This is a genomic window from Micromonospora sp. CA-259024 (assembly GCF_050936255.1).
Taxonomy (GTDB): domain Bacteria; phylum Actinomycetota; class Actinomycetes; order Mycobacteriales; family Micromonosporaceae; genus Micromonospora.
In genome coordinates, this window is record NZ_JBNJND010000001.1 from 2,175,915 (window position 1) to 2,192,191 (window position 16,277).

Consider the following 16,277-nt stretch of genomic DNA (forward strand, 5'->3'; position numbering starts at 1 on the left):
GCTCAGTCACCCTGGTACCGCTGTTCGCGCCACGGGTCGCCATAGTCGTGGTACCCGGCGGTTTCCCAGAACCCCGGCTCGTCCATCGTCTTGAGCCGGATCCCGCGCACCCACTTCGCGGACTTCCAGAAGTACAGGTGCGGCACCAGCAGCCGCGCCGGCCCGCCGTGCTCGGCCGGCAGCGGCGCGCCGTCGAAGGTGTGCACCACCCAGGCCCGGCCTCCGCGCAGATCGTCCAGCGGCAGGTTGGTGGTGTATCCGCCGTAGGAGTGCGCGAGCGCGAAGTGCGCGCCCGTGTCCACGCCCGCGAGCAGGGTGTCCAGTGAGACGCCCTGCCAGGTGGTGCCGAGCTTGGACCAGCGGGTGACGCAGTGGATGTCCACCATTGGCGTCTCCTGCGGCAGGGCCATCAGCTCCTGCCACGACCACCGGTGCTCGCTGCCGTTCTCGGCGGCGATGACGAACTCCCAGGTATCCAGTGACACCCGGGGCGTCGGGCCGGCCGAGAGCACCGGAAAGTCCTCGGTCAGGTACTGACCGGGTGGCAGGGCCGGCTCCTGTGATCGGGGCCGACCCTGAAAGCCCGGTGACACGATTCCCATTGCACAGTCGTACCACCCGCGTCGGGCGGGGCGGGGTGTTTCCCGCGTACCCCCTCGTCGCCTCGGCGCGGCGTCAGTGCCGTTCCGCGACGACCTTGCGCTCCTCGGGCAGGTCGCCGCCGCGAGTGGCGCGCAGGCTGGTCAGGGTGACCACCACCAGCACCCCGATGATCACGCCGAGTGAGGCCAGGGTGGGGATCTGCGGCACGCTGTCCCAGATCCCGTGCGCCCAGTGCAGACCCAGCTTGAGGCCGATGAACGCCAGGATGATGGCCAGGCCGTAGCTGAGGTGCACCAGCCGGCTCAGCGCCGCGTGCAGGACGAAGTAGAGCGCCCGCAGGCCGAGCAGGGCGAACGCGTTGGTGGCGAAGACCAGGTACGGGTCCTCGGTGATGCCGTAGACCGCCGGCACCGAGTCGACGGCGAAGACGACGTCGGTGGCCAGCACCGCCACCACCACCAGGGCGAACGGGGTGAGTGCCCGCTGCGCGCCCTGCCGGATGGTCATCTTGGTGCCGTGGTAGTCGTCGACCACCGGCATGATCTTGCGCAGCAGCTTCACCGAGCGCATCTTGTTGATGTCGACTTCCTGCTGGTGCCCGGAGAGGGCGTCGCGCAGCAGCTTCACCGCGGTGGCGATCAGGATGATCGCGAAGAGCAGGAAGGCGAAGTCGAGAGTCTGCAGGGCCGCCGCGCCGAGGGCGATGAAGACCGCCCGCAGCACCAGTGCGCCGGCGATGCCGTAGAGCAGCACCCGCTGGGCGAGCACGGCCGGCACCGCGAACGCGGCCAGCAGCAGCATGAAGACGAAGAGGTTGTCGACCGAGAGCGACTTCTCCACCAGGTAACCGGTGAGGTATTGGACGCCCTGCTCCGAGCCGTAGCGGGCCCAGATCCAGCCGCCGAACGCCAGCGGCAGAGCTATGTAGAACGCCGACCAGCCGAGGGCTTCCCGCATGGACACCTCGTGCGGGCGGCGGGTCACCAGGAAGTCCAGCACCAGCAGGAGGAGCACGCCGGCGATGGTGACCACCCAGAGGGTGGGCGTGCCGACCGACGACAGGTCACTGGCGGCGGACAGGTACGACACATCGGTCATTGGGTCTCCTCGAACACCATCATGTTCGAGGTCTCCTTCACCCACCACATGATGGGCAACCACCCGAGGCGCGCCGGGCGCGCCGTACTGACCGGAATGGTTCGTGGGAAGTACTCCCCTCGCACCACAAGGTTAGGCCAGCCTGAATCGCCACGCCAAACGGGACATTGATGGTTGCCCTGACCAACCGCTGTGCACGCTCGGGGCGAATGCTGACACCCTGGGCCACGTTTGTGCCGTCACCCACGACGCAGCGTCGCTCCCGGGGCCATCGCCTGCTCCACCAGGCCCCGGAAGTCACGTGGCAGCTGGGTGGCCACGTCATCGAACTCGCCGCCGGTGATCGCCTCGCGCAGGGTGGTGAAGACCGCCCGGACGGCGTCGCGAGCGGCGGGCTCCTCCACACCGGCACGCCCCGCGACCCGGGCGACGAACTCGGCCGCTCCGAACCGGTCCGCCTGCTCGGTGCTCGGGCTCGGTTTGAGCATCAGTTGCAGCGGCTGAGGCAGTTGGGCGGCCAGGTCAAGGACCTCACCGCCGGTCAGCCGCTCGGCGAACGTCTCCAACACGGCCCGGGTCAGCTCGACCGCCCGCTCGGACGACGTCGCGGTGCGCTGGGAAACCTGGTCGATGAAGGTGTCGTAGTTCATCGCGTACTCCCTCGGGCTCGCGTCGGCGCCTGCGGATACCCGCGACGCCGGGGTGGAAACGACGCGGGGATTCATCCGGCGAGCCGGGCGTGACCGACCGGCGGGCGGGTAACCGCCGCCGGTCGTGACCACATCAATGCCCCGAGGGAGCCCATGCCATGGCGAGCTACGCGGACGTCCTGCAGTACCTGTCGAGCCTGGACTACCCGGCCGAGAAGGACGACGTGGTCCGCGAGGCCGAACGGGAGGGTGCTCCGCCGGACGTGCTGAAGGCGTTGCGCGCCCTGCCCCCGGTCGACTACGCCAACGGCACCGAAGTGGCACGGTCGGCCGGGATCGAGGCGGCACCGGAGGTGGGTCCCGCACAGCGGGCCGAGCAGGCCCGGGACACGAAGCACAACCGGGTCTCGCAGCACCTGCGCGGCATCTGACCCGCCGGTGGCGGCCACATCTCGGACAGGTGGGCGGCGCGGATGACCGGCACCGGTCAGGCTCGGCCGCCGGACGTGCACTTCCCGGCCGCGGTGCAGCTCGCCGTGGTGGGAGTGGTCGGCGTCATCGCCGGTGCCGTGTTCGCGATGCTGCTACCACTGCCGCTCGCCGCGCTGGCCGGCTGGGACGTGGGCGCGCTGAGCTGGCTGGTGCTGGTCTGGCACAAGCTCTGGCCGATGAACGCCGACCGGACCGCCCGGCTCGCCGTACACGAGGACCCGAACCGGGCGATCCGGGACGTGCTGCTACTCGTCGCCTGCCTGGCCAGCCTGCTGGCCGTGGGGTTGGTCGTGGCCAGCGCGCAGACCTCGCCACCCGGGGTACGCCGGGAACTGCACAGCGGCCTGGGCGTGCTCAGCGTGGTGCTCTCCTGGCTGGTGGTACACACCGTGTTCGCCGCACGCTACGCCCGGATCTACTACACCGGCCGGGACGGCGGGGTGAACTTCAACCAGATTGAGCCGCCGTGCTACTCCGACTTCGCGTACGTGGCGTTCACCATCGGGACGACGTTCCAGGTCTCCGACACCAACCTGACCAGCAACGAGATGCGGCGCACGGTGCTGCGGCACTCGATGGTGTCGTATCTGTTCGGGGCGTTCATCATCGCCGTGACCGTGAACCTGCTGGCGGGTCTGGCCCGCTGAACGGCCGCGCTGGGCCGGGAGACGACACAGGGCGAGGCCGACTGGAGCGCCGGGACAGGCGGGCGCCCCTGGTCACGAACCGCGACCTAGGGCGCCACGCAAGCCTGCCCAGGCGGTGAACCGCGTCCGAACCGGCCGCAGTCACCAGGCGGTGGATGGCCACCCGAACCGAGCGGCCAGCACTGCCGGGCCCAACCATACGACAGGACATCCTCCGTTTGGTCAGATTTTGGCGAAGTGTGGGCCAGGGCACGTCACGGCCGACCGGTCACCTCCGCGTACCGGTGTTCCAGCTCGACCCGAGCCAGCGCCCCCACCAGCCAGGCGAGCCGCTCCGACTCGCCACTGGCCAGGCCCGCCAGGTCGTCCGCCGACCTGCCCAGCCCGAGCCGGCGGGCGGCAACCAGCGCCCGCCGGTCGGCGACGGGGCTCACCTCCCGCCACAGCGCCTGCGCCTCGCGCAGGAACAGGTCGACGACCTGGCCGTCCACGCCCGGCAACTCGGCGAGGAGCGCCCGCTCCCGGACCGGGTCGTGGTGCGCCAGCGCTCGCAACCGGCGCAGATCCCCCCGGTACCGCTCGACGACCGTGCGGGCCAGGTCCCCCAGCACGTCGGCCAGTGCGCCCACGTCACCACGCTGGCCGTTGGCGCGCAGCACCCGCACCCGGTCCTCGTGCAGCGAACGGGCCAGCCGGGCCGCGCTGTCCCACCCCTCGTCGCGCAACGCCCGCGCCCCGTCCAACGCCCGGCGGAAATCGCCACGACGGGCCAGCAGCACCGAGAGGTACAGCACCTGGAACAGGCTCGCCGGGTTGTTGGTGACCCGAAACCCGTACTGCTCGGCGAAGCCCCGCCCGCTGCCGGCGAGCCGGCGCGCCAGGCGCTTCCGATCCTCCACGGGAGTGATCAAAGTGGTCGGCATGCCGGCGACTACCCGCGCTGCGCTCGGTCACACGCGGGCCGCCCCGGACTGTAGGCCCGCCGGGCGTGGTGCCGGTTGCGCAGGCCGGGCGGAGACGTCAGCCGTGCAGGCCGCCGGTGCGGTCGCGGGCCTTGAGGCGGGTGGTGGGCAGGGCGGGCGCCGGCAGTGGCGGCGCCGGGTCGTCGGCCACCACACCGAAACGCTCGTCGCCGGCCATCCAGTCCTCCCGGGCGGCGGCGATCTCCTCGTGCGAGCGGCCGACGAAGTTCCACCACATCACCAGCGGCTCCTCGAACGGCGTGCCGCCCAGCAGCAGCAACCGGGCACCGGCCCCGCCGCGCACGGTCAGCTCGCGGCGACCCGAGCCCAGGTAGAGCAGCGCACCCGGTTCGAACCCGACACCGGCCGCCTCGGCGGACCCGGACATCGCCAGCAGCGCGTACTCGAAGTCGGGTCGCAGCGGCAGCGTGGTCGGCGCCTCGCCGGCCAGCTCCAGCTGCACGCCCACCAGCGGGGTGTGCACCACCGCCGGCGACCACTCCCCGGCGAACTCGCCGACCAGCAGGGTGAAGTCCAGATCACCGTCACGCCAGCGCGGCAGGTCGGCGTGGTGCGCGAAGTCCGCCGCTCCGGCCCGCGCCGGGTCCGGCAGAGCCACCCAGAGCTGCACGCCGTGCATCACCGGCGGGTGGACGGCCGGCGACCGCTCCGAGTGGGCGATGCCGCGCCCGGAGGTCATCACGTTCAGCTGACCGGGCCGGATCGGCTGGACGTTGCCGAGGCTGTCCCGGTGCAGGATCTCGCCGTCCAGCAGCCAGGTCACCGTCTGCAGCCCGGTGTGCGGGTGCGGCGGCACCTCCATGCCGGGCCGCTGCGCCACATCGTCCGGGCCGAAATGATCCACGAAGCACCACGCGCCGACCATCCGGCGGGGACGTTGCGGCAACAACCGCCGCACGGTGGTGTACCGACCCAACGGCACGTCGTGGCCGGGCAGCAGCACACTGCCGGGATCAACGTCGGCCACACCAGGGGGTCGGGTCTGCGCCAGCATTGATTCAGTACGCTCCACCGCCCGACTGTACGCTCACGCCCGCCCCCGGCCGCAGCGCTTCTGGCAGGGTCGTCGACCGGTGCCCAGCGGGTGCTGGAGGACAGCGTCACGCTGTTCGCGCCCGCGGCCAGGTCGAGGTAGAGCCGCTCGGCCGCGGTCCCATCCGGGCGTACCGAGCACCGCGCCCGCGGCCACCCCGTCCCAGCGTTCGTCGTGTACCACCACCGAGCCGGCGCCGGCTCCCACACGAACCCGCGCGGGCGGCAGCCACCAGCATGCGTACACCGCTGGACCAACGCCGGCCTGACACCTCGTCACGGAAGGTTCCGGCTCAGCCTCCGGTTCGCCCTCCGTGCCGTACCCCACTGCGCGGCCTTCCTTCCGCCGGTCCCCACCGGGAGGTACGTACCCGCCAGCCGATCGGATCGCGCCGCGCCGATCACGTCACTCCGCTTCGTCGCCGACACGAATCTTGGACAGTTTCCGTTCGGCGCGAACGGAAACTGTCCAAGATTGATGGTCCTCGGGTGCGGATATGCCGCTGGCCGGCACCCCGGGTGTGGGGTGCCGGCCAGTCGGTGTCGTGCTCGGTGTTGTGCGGTGGGTCAGCTGTTCCAGTGCTGGGCGACCAGGTCGGTGGCCTGCTGCTCCCACTGGGCGTACGCGTCCGGGTAGGCGGAGACCTGGACGGTCTGCGCGGCGTCGGTCAGGGGCATGTCCTGCCACCCGTCGACCTGCTTGAGGCCCTTGAGGAACGCGGTCGTGGAGTAGGCGGGGTCGGTGATCTGTTCCGGCGTACCCCAACCCGAGGACGGGCGCTGCTGGAACAGGCCCAGCGAGTCGTGGTCGTTCATGTCGCCGAGGTGGCCCAGGTTCTCCAGCTTCGACTCCTGCAGGCTCGTCGCGATGGAGATGACCGCGGCCCGCTCGGGCATACCGGCCTTCTTCGTCGCGGCGATGATCGCCTTGACGTTGGCGGTCTGCTCGTCGTTCAGGGTGATGTGCGACTGGTCGCCCTGCGGCTTGGGTGCCGTCTGCATGGCGACCGCGACCGGCTTGGCATCGACCGGGGTGGCGTGGGCGGCGATCGGACCGGCGAAGACACCACCGGCGAACGCGAGACCAGCAACGGACAGCATGCTCTTACGAATGATCGTGTTCATGAGGGTTAGCTCCTTCGGGGGTAAGGACACCCGCACGCGCCGATAGGGGGTCGGCACCAGCAGGGTGAGCACCTCGTCCGGGCGCATCAAATCCAAGGGAAAAGTCTTCGGGGGGTCGGCGCCTACGCTGTGTCTCGGCGCCGGGGTCGGCGGCCTACGAGCGGGGGCTCATGGCGCCGGGTCCAGGTGTAACGACCGGGGGCCGCGGGCCATTCCCCGGGCGGCCCATCGGCACCCTCATGGAGGCGGTGACCGGGCGGTCGTTCGTGGGGACCGTAACGACCGGGGGCCGGAGGTCATTCCCCCGGGCGGCTGAATGGCAGCGCGGCCGGGCGGTCGTTCGTGACGACCACACGAGGCCCGGCATTCCAACCCGGGAGGCCGGGCGGCGGGCGGGTGGTGCTGCGATCGTCAGGATATGTAACGACCCCGGCCCGGCCATGATTCCAGGCCACGGGTGCCACCGGTCACAACCCACACCCCCCCCGACACCGGACAAAACACGCAGGCGGCCCCACCCAGGCGGCCTCGGGCCGCCACACGCGGGCTTGATTCACTCCGGATCGCTGAAACGGGGGTATCCGGGAGCCCGGGATACCGCGACATCCGCAATCCGGAGTTGATCACGAACCCGCCGACCACGGCACCGCGCCCGGAAGCAGACAAAACCGACGTCATCGGGCCTCTGGGGGGTGAGAGGGTACGTGGCGGGCCGGGCACGTCGGCCCGCCGAACAACTAGCTCGGCACCCGCTCCCGTGGTCAGACGAACGGGTCGCCAGGTGCGTACGGGCGAGCCGGGCACCTGCCGGGTGATCGGCGGCCAGGCAACTGGCGCAGAACTGGCGCGGGCGGGCGGGCGGCCGTTGAGCCGGGCGGTTGCGCCAGGCCGATCGAACCAGGCTGGTTGGGTCAGGCCGGTTGGGTCAGGCCGGTTGGGTCAGGCCGGTTGGGTCAGGCCGGTTGGGTCAGGCCGGTCGGGTCAGGCCGGTCGGGTCAGGCCGGTCGGGTCAGGCCGGTTGAGGTGCCGGGAGGACTCTCACCCCGCGAGGCGGGAGCGGACCTTTGCGGCGCAGGCGTCCAGGACCGTCTGCGCGTCCAGTCCCAGGCTCTCGATGGCCACCAGGGCGGTGAAGGCGACATCCGCCAGCTCCGCCGCGACGTCGTCGCGGGTGTGGGTGACACCCTTGCGCGGATTCTGCCCGAGCAGACCGATCCAGGCAGCCGACGCCTCCCCCGCCTCCTCGGTCACCTTGAGGATGCGGCAGGTGAGTTCCGTCCGCCCGGTGCCGTTCGCCGTGTCCAACCAGCTGCGCGACACCCGGGCCGCCTCCCAGATCGAGTCCACGGCGACCAGTCAACCCGACCGCCCCAGCGGCCCGCACAGCCGGGTACGGCGGTTCGGCACCGGCCAGCGACGGGTGCCTGGCCGACGAGAAGTCGCCGGTCGGCCCGGCGGTGACGGGGCGAGCCGTCACAGCGTACGGCCCGGCCTGATCGACCGGACAGTCGCGCTTGACCAACCGATCAGCGACTCCATTGACACTGGTCGACGGCGGTCCTAGGTTCAGGGCGCTACCGGCCGGTAGGCAACCGTCCCGCCTGGTCGCCCCCGGGCGACATCCGTCCGATGGGGAGCATCGATGCTGTCCGCACCCACTCGTACCCTCCGCCGTCTGCTCGCCGCCACCGCGACGTTGACCCTTGCGGTCGGGTTGGCCGGCGCCGCGCCGGCCGGCGCCACCGATCACGACCCGAGGGGTGGCCAGCCGCTGCCCGGGTACACCATCGAGAATCCGCCGCTGGCCCCGCTGGTCGTGGGCGGCAAACCGACGACGGTACGCCAGGGCGTGCACCGCCACGCCGGGTACATCATCGAGGTCCCCGCCCGGTGGAACGGCGACCTGGTGCTGTGGGCGCACGGCTACCGCGGCCAGGGGACGGTGCTCTCGCCGGAACCGCCCGGGTTCGGGCTGCGCCAGCGTCTGCTGGAACAGGGGTACGCCTGGGCGTCGTCCTCGTACGACCGCAACGGCTTCGACATCCGTTCCGGGGTGCTGGGCACCAGGGATCTCGCCGACCACTTCGGCCGGACGGTCCGCCGACCGCACCACACCTACCTCGCCGGGGTGTCGATGGGCGGGTACGTCATCGGCCGTTCCCTGGAGCAGTACCCCAACTCCTACGACGGGGCGCTGCCGATGTGCGGGGTGCTCGGCGACCAGACGCTGCTCGACTTCTACCTCGACTACAACCTGGTCGCGCAGGCCCTCGCCGGGGTGCCGGCGTACCCGACGCCGGCCGACTACCTGACCAACGCCGTACCCCGTATCCAGGTGGCCCTCGGTCTGGCCGGGCTCACCCCCACCGGCCCGGACACCACCACGGACCGGGGCAAGCAGTTGCGGGCGATCACGGTGAACCGCTCGGGCGGGCCGCGCCCCGGCGCGGACGCCGCGTTCGCGGTGTGGAAGGACTTCCTCTTCTCGATCACGGTGACCAGCGGCGGTGACTCCCCGGCCCAGCGGCCCGGTCAGCTCTCCACCAACCTGCTCACCCGTTACACGCCGAACAGCCCGGTCGACGTCAACGCCGCCGTGCAGCGGGTCGCTCCGGAGAACGTCCGACAGCGGCTTCTCCCGACGCTGACCGAGGTGCCGCGGATCGCCGGCCGCCCCACCGCGCCGGTGCTCAGCCTGCACGGCCTCGGGGACCTGTTCGTGCCGTTCAGCATGGAGCAGGCGTACGCCACGGACGTGGCGCGGCACGGCCGCAGCCGGCTGCTGGTGCAGCGGGCCATCCGGGCCACGCAGCACTGCGAGTTCACCCCGGCCGAGGCCGGCGCCGCCTGGGACGACCTGGTGTCCTGGGTACGCACCGGCAAGCGCCCGGCCGGCGACACGGTGACCGATCCGGCGGTGGTGGCCCGGCCCGACTACGGCTGCCGGTTCAGCGACCGAGCCGCGTACGCCGCAGGTGCCGGCACCCGTCGCCTCTACCCCGCCTGCTGACCAAGCGGAACCCCCGACGACGGGTCGGCGAACACTCGTCGTCGGGGGCAGCGCACGGGCCACGGTCGACGGTAGACACATAGACCATGACGAACACCCTCGACCGTCGTACCCTCTTGCGCATGGCCGGTGCTTCCGCCGGCACCGCCGTCCTGGCCGGCGCCACCCTCGCCGGCGGCCGCCCGGCCCACGCTGCCGACGGCGCCTTCCAACACGGGGTCGCCTCCGGCGATCCACTGCCGGACGGCGTCCTGCTCTGGACCCGGCTGACCCCGACCGCCGAGGCGCAGCCCGGCTCCGGCATCGGCCCCGAGGTGGACGTGACCTGGCAGGTCGCCGTCGACCCGGACTTCGCCACGGTGGTGGCCGCCGGGACGCAGCACACCGGTCCGACCCGGGACCACACGGTGAAGGTGGCGGTGAGCGGCCTGGCACCGGCGACCACCTACTGGTACCGGTTCGGCCACGCGGACGGCTGGTCGCCGGCCGGCCGCACGATGACGGCGCCGCCGGTCGACGCCGAGATCGACCGGCTGCGTCTGGGCGTGGTGTCCTGCGCGAACTGGGAGGCCGGGTTCTTCGCGGCGTACCGGCACCTGGCCGAACGCGGCGACCTCAACCTGGTGGTGCACCTGGGCGACTACCTCTACGAGTACGGCACCGGGGAGTTCGACGCGGGCGGCACGGTGGTCCGCGCGGTACGGCCCGCCCACGAGGTGCTCACCCTCGCCGACTACCGGGTCCGGCACGCGCTCTACAAGACCGACCCGGACCTGCAGGCACTGCACGCGGCGCTGCCCTGGGTGATCACCTGGGACGACCACGAGGTGGCCAACGACCAGTGGTCGGGCGGCGCGGAGAACCACACGCCGGGCGTTGAGGGGGCGTTCAGTGACCGGCTCGCGGCGGCCCGGCAGGCGTACCTGGAGTGGATGCCGGTGCGCACCGGCGTGGACGGCGCGATCTACCGGCGGCTGCGTTTCGGCCGGCTCGCCGAGCTGTCCATGCTGGACCTGCGCACGTACCGCTCGCAGCAGGCGTCCGGTACGGCGGTGGACGACCCGGGGCGCACCATCACGGGGGACAGCCAGATGTCGTGGCTCAAGGCCGGGTTGGCCGCGTCCACCGCCCGGTGGAAGCTGGTGGGCAACCCGGTGATGATCGCCAGGGTGGACGTGGGCGCGCTGCCCGCCTGGCTGCTCGGCCCGCTGGGTGCCCTGCTCGGCATTCCGCAGAACGGCGCGGTACTCAACACCGACCAGTGGGACGGCTACAACGCCGACCGCAACGAACTGGTCGACCACGTGCGCGCCACCGGGACGCGGGACGTCGTGTTCCTCACGGGTGACATCCACACCTCCTGGGCGAACGAGGTGACCACCCGCTCCACGGGGCTGGACAACCCGGCCGCCGCCGAGTTCGTGGTGCCATCGGTGACCAGCGACAACGTCAACGACTTCCTCGGCCTGCCGGCCGGCAACGCGCTCAGCACGCTGGGCGCCGGCCTCCTCCGCTCGACGAACCCGCACGTGCGCTGGACGGAGCTGGACGGGCACGGCTATGGCGTGCTGGAGGTGACCCGCCAGCGGTGCCGGATGGACTGGTACCACCTGGCGGACCGGACCCGGGCTTCCAGCACCAGTCGCTGGGTCGCCGGCTGGTCAGTGGGCGCCGGCTCCGCGAAGCTGCGGAGGGAGGCCGCTCCGCTGGCCTGATCCTGGACACGACGACGCCGGCCGGCCCCCTGGTCGGGAGCCGGCCGGCGTCGTGTGTTCGGGTGTCACCAGAGCTGCTGGACGATGTCCGCCGCCTGCTCCTCCCACTGCGCGTACGCGTACGGGTAGGCCGAGACCTGGACGGTCTGCGCGGCGGTGGTCAGCGGCAGATCCTGCCAGCCGCCGATGTTCTTGAGTGCGGTGAAGAACGCTGTGGCGGCGTACTCCGGGTCGGTGATCTGGTCGGGCGTGCCCCAACCGGACGACGGGCGCTGCTGGAACAGACCCTGCGAGTCGTGGTCGTTGTACGCGCCGAGGTGGCCGAGGTTGTACAGCTTCGACTCCTGCAGCGAGGTGGCGACGCCGATCACCGCGCCCCGGTCACCGACGCCGGTCTTCTTGGCCGCGTCGACGATCGCCCGGGCGTTGGCGAGCTGCGCGTCGTCGAGCGGAACACGCGACTGTGCGCCTTCGATGCCGTGCGGGATCAGCTGGTCGCGACTCGGCTTGCCGGCCGGCGGCTTGCCGGTGGCGGACCCGGTGGTCAGCCCGGACTCGACGGGCTGGTCCTCCTGGCGTGCCGAGGTGGCGGCCTTGCCGGTGGCGAGGTCGATGGCGGCCACGGCGCCCTGGTGCGGCCCGGAGGTGACCGGGGCGGCAGCTGCCGTCGGCGCGAGTGCCAGGCCACCGAGGGCGGCCACGCCCGCAACGCTCAGCGCGGTCTTGCGGTACGAGTCCTTAGCGATGGCGGGGAGCCATCGAGTGAAGTCGACCTTCACGATGGTTGCCCTTTCGATCGTGCGGAGCGCTCCGGGGTGAACACTCCTCGGGAGATGACCGCGGAAAGGGTTTGGGCTCCGGCGGTACGGGGGACACAACCAGGTTCACGTGTCGGGCATTCCGGATATGCCAGCCGGCCGCCGAGGTGCGGTCCCGGTCACCCCCGGGAATCGGGCCGAAATCGCCCATCCGCAAGCTCAAGGGGACGTGTTGCGTCCGTTGAAGCAGAGCAAAGGACCCGAGCACGGTGGCATGCGGTCGTGAGACGGAGGTTGTCGACCCGTTGTCCGCTGACTGTCAGTGAGGGCGTGACCCGTCACGGCGGGTGAATCCGATGTGCGGCTCGCCGTACCGGACGAGAACGTGCCAGAGCTGCTTAAGGTGCTGCAGGGTGTCTGCGACCGGGCCTCGGTCCGACCACCGTTCCGGCTCGGCGACCACCGAAGCAGCCGCCCGACCGATCAGCGCCGCGTCCACCGGTTCGCCCGGCCGGGCGAACTCCCGGTGCAGCCGGGCCGCCAGCACCGGGATCTCTGGGCCGCGAAACACCGGATCGATCCGGTCGACAGCCAACACGAAGCCGGGGTGCCACCGCAGCGGGAGACCGTACCGCTCGGCGATCAGCTTCAGGATCGCGCCGGTGGGGGTGCCCGCGAAGGACGGGTCAACCACCAGCTCCTCGACGTCCTGAGCGAGGTCCAGGGTGCCGTGGATCTGGGCCTCCACGTAGTCGTCCAGAGCACGCCCGAGCATGGGCGGCACGGTCGGCGCGTTCAGCACAGTCCGAACCAGGGCGCCGACGTCCATCCCGGCGCGGCCCAGGCATTCGCCGGTGGCGACCGTACTGGCCAGGAGCCCGGCGAGCACCGCTTCGAACGCGTCGGAGGTGCCCACCACACGGGGGCCGAGGTGGCTGTCGCCAAGGCAGAACGTGGCCCGAGCCAGCACAGCCGGGCGCAACCGCAGGTGGCAGGAGCCGAAGCGGGGGCAGGCGCCGTCCGGGTGATCGAGCAGGTTCAGGCCGCCGTACGTGGGCCGCTGCGCTGGCATCACTTCGGGCCGCTGGTACGCGCCGCCGAACATCAGTCGTTCCCAGCGGTCCCGGTCGCTGCCGGGAGACGCCATGAGCTTGCCGTTGGAGATTCCCGTGACGAACTGACTGCGGTACACGCCGTCGTCGGCCAGGGCGGCGGCGACCGTCCGTCCGTCCGCGCACGGCCGGTCAGGATGGAAGTTGACGGTCAGTCGGCCGTGTCGGACGACTGCGGCGAGCAGTTGCTCCGGTCGGTGGCCAACGGCGTCGGCGAGTTCCCGGGCGATGGCCGCGAGCGCGGTGTGTCGCTCGGGCGTCGCCAACGACCGCACGTACGCCAGCGCCGCCACCTGCGGCGGGGTGAGCGTCACGGCGCGTGGCCCGCCCGGCTCACTCGTCGCTGTGCTGTGCGGGGCCAACGTCGTCCAGCCCGGGCCGCTCATCCGGCGTACGCAGCTCCTGGAAGACGGTGATCTGCAGGTCGGCGGGAGCGTCGAGCCGGGAGTTGAGCGACTCCCACGGCGTGCGCGTCGGCGGGGCGATCTCGCTCGCCCCGGCGGCGAGCAGCCGGGCGGTGGTCGCCTCGGCGTCGTCCACCTCGAAGGCCACCCGGATACGCGGCGCGACCTGCCGGCCCACCTCGACCTCGTCGATCATGCGTTTCTGGGCCGGGTTGGCGATCTCCAGGGTGGCGCGGCCGGCGTCCAGGATCATCACCCGGGCGTCCCCGTCGCCGCTGAACGCCGCTTCCTCGGGCAGGCCGAGCGCGTCGCGGAAGAACGCGACGGCGGCCTCGTAGTCGGCCGCCTCCACCACGAGGCGCAGCTGACGGACGACAGGTGCGGGATGCTCGGCGGCCATGCGCGCGATCCTAACGCCGTAGGCTCACACCGTCCGGAAGGGAGCCAGGATGGTCGACGCAACGAGCGGTGACAACTACCTGCTGCGCCCGGTCGGGCGGGTCGCCTCGTCGCTTACCGACGCGGCGAGCGCGCCACGGCAGGGCGACGAGGGCGCACCGACGGCATGGCTGGTCTTCGACCCGCAGGTCGACCGGGCCCTGCGCGACCTGCGGGTCGGTGCGGAGCTCCTGGTGCTGACCTGGTTGGACCGCGCCCGTCGCGACGTGCTGGCGGTGCACCCGCGCGGCGACGAGAGCCGGCCGGAGACAGGCGTGTTCAGCACCCGCTCCCCGCACCGGCCCAACCCGATCGGGCTGCACCGGGTGCGGGTGCTGGCGGTGGACGGGCTGCGTGTCGAGGTGGCCGACCTGGAGGCCCTCGACGGCACCCCGATCCTGGACGTCAAGCCGTTGCTCGGCGCGGCCGGCGAGCGCTAGACCGCGAACGCGGGCTCAGTGACCGCGCGCCAACCACTCCTCCAGGTGCGGCGCCTCCGCTCCGATCGTGGTGTCGTCACCGTGACCGGTGTGCACGATCGTCTCCGCCGGCAGCGTGAGCAGGCGGGTACGGATCGACCGGACGATGGTGTCGAAGTCGCTGTACGAGCGCCCGGTCGCGCCCGGACCGCCGGCGAAGAGCGTGTCGCCGGTGAAGACGACGCCCAGCTCCGGGGCATGGAAGCTGCACGCGCCGGGACTGTGCCCGGGGGTGTGCAGCACCCGCAGCGTGGTGCCGGCCACCTCGACGCTCTGCCCGTCGTGCAGCTCGCCGTGCGGCGGCAGGTGCGGGTGGACCATGTCCCAGAGGACCCGGTCGGCGGTGTGCAGCAGCACGGGCGCGCCGGTGGCCTCGGCCAGCTCGGGTGCCACCCGGACGTGATCGTCGTGGGCGTGGGTCGCCAGGATCGCACGGACCCGTCGGTCACCCACCAGGGCGAGGATCGCGGCCACGTCGTGCGGCGCGTCCAGGACGACGCACTCGCTGTCGTCTCCGATCACCCAGACGTTGTTGTCCACATCGAACGTCTGCCCATCCAGGGAGAACGTGCCGGCGGTGACCGCGTGCTCGACCCGGGCGGTCACGGGAACACCACCACCGAACGCAGCACGTCGCCGTGGTGCATCCGGTCGAACGCGTTCTCGACCTGGTCGAGCGCGATTTCCTCGGTGACGAACGCGTCCAGGTCGAGCCGGCCCTGCAGGTACAGCTCGGTGAGCATCGGGAAGTCGCGGCTGGGCAGGCAGTCGCCGTACCAGCTGGACTTGAGGGCGCCGCCGCGCCCGAAGACGTCCAGCAACGGCAGCTCGATCCGCATCTGCGGGGTCGGTACGCCGACCAGCACCACCGTGCCGGCCAGGTCGCGGGCGTAGAACGCCTGTTTCCAGGTTTCCGGTCGACCCACCGCGTCGATCACCACGTCGGCGCCGAAGCCACCGGTGGCGGCCCGGATCGCCTCGACCGGGTCGGTTTCGGACGCGTTCACGGTGTGCGTGGCACCGAACTTGCGGGCCCAGTCCAGCTTGCGGCTGTCGGTGTCCACCGCCACGATCGTCGTGGCGCCGGCCAGTGCCGCACCGGCGACCGCCGCGTCCCCGACGCCGCCACAGCCGATCACCGCGACCGAGTCGCCCCGGGTGACGTTGCCGGTGTTCATCGCCGCGCCCAGCCCGGCCATCACCCCGCAGCCGAGCAGGCCCACGGCGGCCGGCCGGGCGGCCGGATCTACCTTGGTGCACTGGCCGGCGTGCACGAGGGTCTTCTCGGCGAACGCGCCGATGCCCAGCGCGGGAGCGAGCTCGGTGCCGTCGGTCAGGGTCATCCGCTGCGTGGCGTTGTGGGTGTTGAAGCAGTACCAGGGGCGACCCCGGCGGCAGGCACGGCAGACGCCGCAGACCGCACGCCAGTTGAGCACCACGAAGTCACCCGGGGCGACGTCGGTGACGCCCTCACCGACCTGCTCGACGATGCCCGCCGCCTCGTGGCCGAGCAGGAACGGGTAGTCGTCGTTGATGCCGCCCTCGCGGTAGTGCAGGTCGGTGTGGCAGACGCCGCAGGACTGGATCCGGACGATCGCCTCACCGGGCCCGGGATCGGGCACCACGATGGTGGTGACCTCGACCGGCGCGCCCTTGCTGCGGGAGATGACTCCCCGGACTTCCTGGCTCACTTCGCCTCCTGCTGGTGGTGTGCGGCGGGGGCCCGGTGCC

Annotated in this window: 17 protein-coding genes; 5 read left to right on the forward strand and 12 right to left on the reverse strand. The window is 71.7% G+C overall.

The window, feature by feature from the left end; genetic code table 11:
• Positions 1 to 2: 2 nt before the first annotated feature.
• The 3 genes from ACQEUX_RS09470 to ACQEUX_RS09480 form a co-directional block, all read right to left on the reverse strand.
• Positions 3 to 602, reverse strand: coding sequence for a sulfite oxidase-like oxidoreductase (locus tag ACQEUX_RS09470; RefSeq protein ID WP_433044271.1), 600 nt, complete (start codon positions 600 to 602; stop codon positions 3 to 5).
• Positions 603 to 675: 73 nt separating this feature from the next.
• The gene (locus tag ACQEUX_RS09475) at positions 676 to 1,701 is read right to left on the reverse strand and encodes a TerC/Alx family metal homeostasis membrane protein (RefSeq protein ID WP_433044274.1); all 1,026 of its coding nucleotides are present in this window, start codon (positions 1,699 to 1,701) and stop codon (positions 676 to 678) included.
• A 239-nt stretch (positions 1,702 to 1,940) separates the two neighbouring features.
• Positions 1,941 to 2,351, reverse strand: a complete 411-nt coding sequence (locus ACQEUX_RS09480; RefSeq protein WP_433044277.1) for a DUF2267 domain-containing protein — start codon at positions 2,349 to 2,351, stop codon at positions 1,941 to 1,943.
• A 158-nt stretch (positions 2,352 to 2,509) separates the two neighbouring features.
• Between ACQEUX_RS09480 and ACQEUX_RS09485 the strand changes: the two genes are divergently transcribed.
• Positions 2,510 to 2,782 (forward strand): DUF2795 domain-containing protein, encoded by a 273-nt coding sequence (locus tag ACQEUX_RS09485; RefSeq protein WP_433044280.1) that lies wholly within the window; start codon positions 2,510 to 2,512, stop codon positions 2,780 to 2,782.
• A 42-nt stretch (positions 2,783 to 2,824) separates the two neighbouring features.
• Positions 2,825 to 3,490: a DUF1345 domain-containing protein gene (locus tag ACQEUX_RS09490; protein WP_433044283.1), complete on the forward strand. Its 666-nt coding sequence runs from the start codon at positions 2,825 to 2,827 to the stop codon at positions 3,488 to 3,490.
• 254 nt (positions 3,491 to 3,744) lie between these two features.
• On the opposite strand, the gene ACQEUX_RS09495 is transcribed toward ACQEUX_RS09490, so the two are convergent.
• From ACQEUX_RS09495 to ACQEUX_RS09510, 4 genes are all read right to left on the reverse strand, one after another.
• Positions 3,745 to 4,413 carry a hypothetical protein gene (locus ACQEUX_RS09495; RefSeq protein WP_433044286.1) on the reverse strand — a complete coding sequence of 223 codons (669 nt, stop codon included), beginning with the start codon at positions 4,411 to 4,413 and terminating at the stop codon, positions 3,745 to 3,747.
• Between the two features lie 97 nt (positions 4,414 to 4,510).
• Complete coding sequence (locus ACQEUX_RS09500) at positions 4,511 to 5,485, reverse strand: pirin family protein (RefSeq protein WP_433044289.1); 975 nt, start codon at positions 5,483 to 5,485, stop codon at positions 4,511 to 4,513.
• Between the two features lie 587 nt (positions 5,486 to 6,072).
• Positions 6,073 to 6,630: a hypothetical protein gene (locus ACQEUX_RS09505; protein ID WP_433049719.1), complete on the reverse strand. Its 558-nt coding sequence runs from the start codon at positions 6,628 to 6,630 to the stop codon at positions 6,073 to 6,075.
• Positions 6,631 to 7,668: 1,038 nt separating this feature from the next.
• Positions 7,669 to 7,977, reverse strand: a complete 309-nt coding sequence (locus ACQEUX_RS09510; RefSeq protein WP_433044292.1) for a MazG-like family protein — start codon at positions 7,975 to 7,977, stop codon at positions 7,669 to 7,671.
• 295 nt (positions 7,978 to 8,272) lie between these two features.
• Between ACQEUX_RS09510 and ACQEUX_RS09515 the strand changes: the two genes are divergently transcribed.
• On the forward strand, positions 8,273 to 9,640 hold the full coding sequence (locus tag ACQEUX_RS09515; RefSeq protein WP_433044295.1) for a hypothetical protein: 1,368 nt from the start codon (positions 8,273 to 8,275) through the stop codon (positions 9,638 to 9,640).
• 86 nt (positions 9,641 to 9,726) lie between these two features.
• A complete protein-coding gene (locus ACQEUX_RS09520) occupies positions 9,727 to 11,355 on the forward strand; it encodes an alkaline phosphatase D family protein (protein WP_433044298.1) in 1,629 nt (542 codons plus the stop codon).
• 65 nt (positions 11,356 to 11,420) lie between these two features.
• Here the strand turns inward: ACQEUX_RS09520 and ACQEUX_RS09525 are convergent, their stop codons facing one another.
• The 3 genes from ACQEUX_RS09525 to ACQEUX_RS09535 all read right to left on the reverse strand — a co-directional run bounded on the left by ACQEUX_RS09525 (position 11,421) and on the right by ACQEUX_RS09535 (position 14,029).
• Positions 11,421 to 12,134: a hypothetical protein gene (locus ACQEUX_RS09525; RefSeq protein WP_433044301.1), complete on the reverse strand. Its 714-nt coding sequence runs from the start codon at positions 12,132 to 12,134 to the stop codon at positions 11,421 to 11,423.
• A 298-nt stretch (positions 12,135 to 12,432) separates the two neighbouring features.
• Positions 12,433 to 13,611, reverse strand: coding sequence for a DUF3626 domain-containing protein (locus ACQEUX_RS09530; RefSeq protein WP_433044304.1), 1,179 nt, complete (start codon positions 13,609 to 13,611; stop codon positions 12,433 to 12,435).
• On the reverse strand, positions 13,559 to 14,029 hold the full coding sequence (locus ACQEUX_RS09535) for a VOC family protein (RefSeq protein WP_433044307.1): 471 nt from the start codon (positions 14,027 to 14,029) through the stop codon (positions 13,559 to 13,561). Before ACQEUX_RS09535 ends, ACQEUX_RS09530 begins: the two co-directional genes overlap by 53 nt.
• Before the next feature lie 49 nt (positions 14,030 to 14,078).
• On the opposite strand from ACQEUX_RS09535, the gene tsaA reads away from it, so the two are divergent.
• Positions 14,079 to 14,507, forward strand: a complete 429-nt coding sequence (gene tsaA, locus ACQEUX_RS09540) for a tRNA (N6-threonylcarbamoyladenosine(37)-N6)-methyltransferase TrmO (RefSeq protein WP_433044310.1) — start codon at positions 14,079 to 14,081, stop codon at positions 14,505 to 14,507.
• Between the two features lie 15 nt (positions 14,508 to 14,522).
• On the opposite strand, the gene ACQEUX_RS09545 is transcribed toward tsaA, so the two are convergent.
• Both ACQEUX_RS09545 and ACQEUX_RS09550 read right to left on the reverse strand, forming a co-directional pair.
• The gene (locus tag ACQEUX_RS09545) at positions 14,523 to 15,152 is read right to left on the reverse strand and encodes an MBL fold metallo-hydrolase (protein ID WP_433044313.1); all 630 of its coding nucleotides are present in this window, start codon (positions 15,150 to 15,152) and stop codon (positions 14,523 to 14,525) included.
• The gene (locus ACQEUX_RS09550; RefSeq protein WP_433044316.1) at positions 15,149 to 16,237 is read right to left on the reverse strand and encodes an S-(hydroxymethyl)mycothiol dehydrogenase; all 1,089 of its coding nucleotides are present in this window, start codon (positions 16,235 to 16,237) and stop codon (positions 15,149 to 15,151) included. The genes ACQEUX_RS09545 and ACQEUX_RS09550 overlap by 4 nt, the downstream gene beginning before the upstream one ends.
• Positions 16,238 to 16,277 lie beyond the last annotated feature (40 nt).

Excerpts from the sequence above, each read along its gene's own strand:
- ACQEUX_RS09470 (WP_433044271.1), bottom strand. The coding sequence starts at position 602 with ATGGGAATCGTGTCACCGGGCTTTCAGGGTCGGCCCCGATCACAGGAG.
- ACQEUX_RS09505 (WP_433049719.1), bottom strand. The coding sequence starts at position 6,630 with ATGAACACGATCATTCGTAAGAGCATGCTGTCCGTTGCTGGTCTCGCG.
- ACQEUX_RS09490 (WP_433044283.1), top strand. The coding sequence starts at position 2,825 with ATGACCGGCACCGGTCAGGCTCGGCCGCCGGACGTGCACTTCCCGGCC.
- ACQEUX_RS09530 (WP_433044304.1), bottom strand. The coding sequence starts at position 13,611 with ATGAGCGGCCCGGGCTGGACGACGTTGGCCCCGCACAGCACAGCGACG.
- ACQEUX_RS09515 (WP_433044295.1), top strand. The coding sequence starts at position 8,273 with ATGCTGTCCGCACCCACTCGTACCCTCCGCCGTCTGCTCGCCGCCACC.
- ACQEUX_RS09475 (WP_433044274.1), bottom strand. The coding sequence starts at position 1,701 with ATGACCGATGTGTCGTACCTGTCCGCCGCCAGTGACCTGTCGTCGGTC.
- ACQEUX_RS09480 (WP_433044277.1), bottom strand. The coding sequence starts at position 2,351 with ATGAACTACGACACCTTCATCGACCAGGTTTCCCAGCGCACCGCGACG.
- ACQEUX_RS09495 (WP_433044286.1), bottom strand. The coding sequence starts at position 4,413 with ATGCCGACCACTTTGATCACTCCCGTGGAGGATCGGAAGCGCCTGGCG.
- ACQEUX_RS09520 (WP_433044298.1), top strand. The coding sequence starts at position 9,727 with ATGACGAACACCCTCGACCGTCGTACCCTCTTGCGCATGGCCGGTGCT.
- ACQEUX_RS09535 (WP_433044307.1), bottom strand. The coding sequence starts at position 14,029 with ATGGCCGCCGAGCATCCCGCACCTGTCGTCCGTCAGCTGCGCCTCGTG.
- ACQEUX_RS09485 (WP_433044280.1), top strand. The coding sequence starts at position 2,510 with ATGGCGAGCTACGCGGACGTCCTGCAGTACCTGTCGAGCCTGGACTAC.
- tsaA (WP_433044310.1), top strand. The coding sequence starts at position 14,079 with ATGGTCGACGCAACGAGCGGTGACAACTACCTGCTGCGCCCGGTCGGG.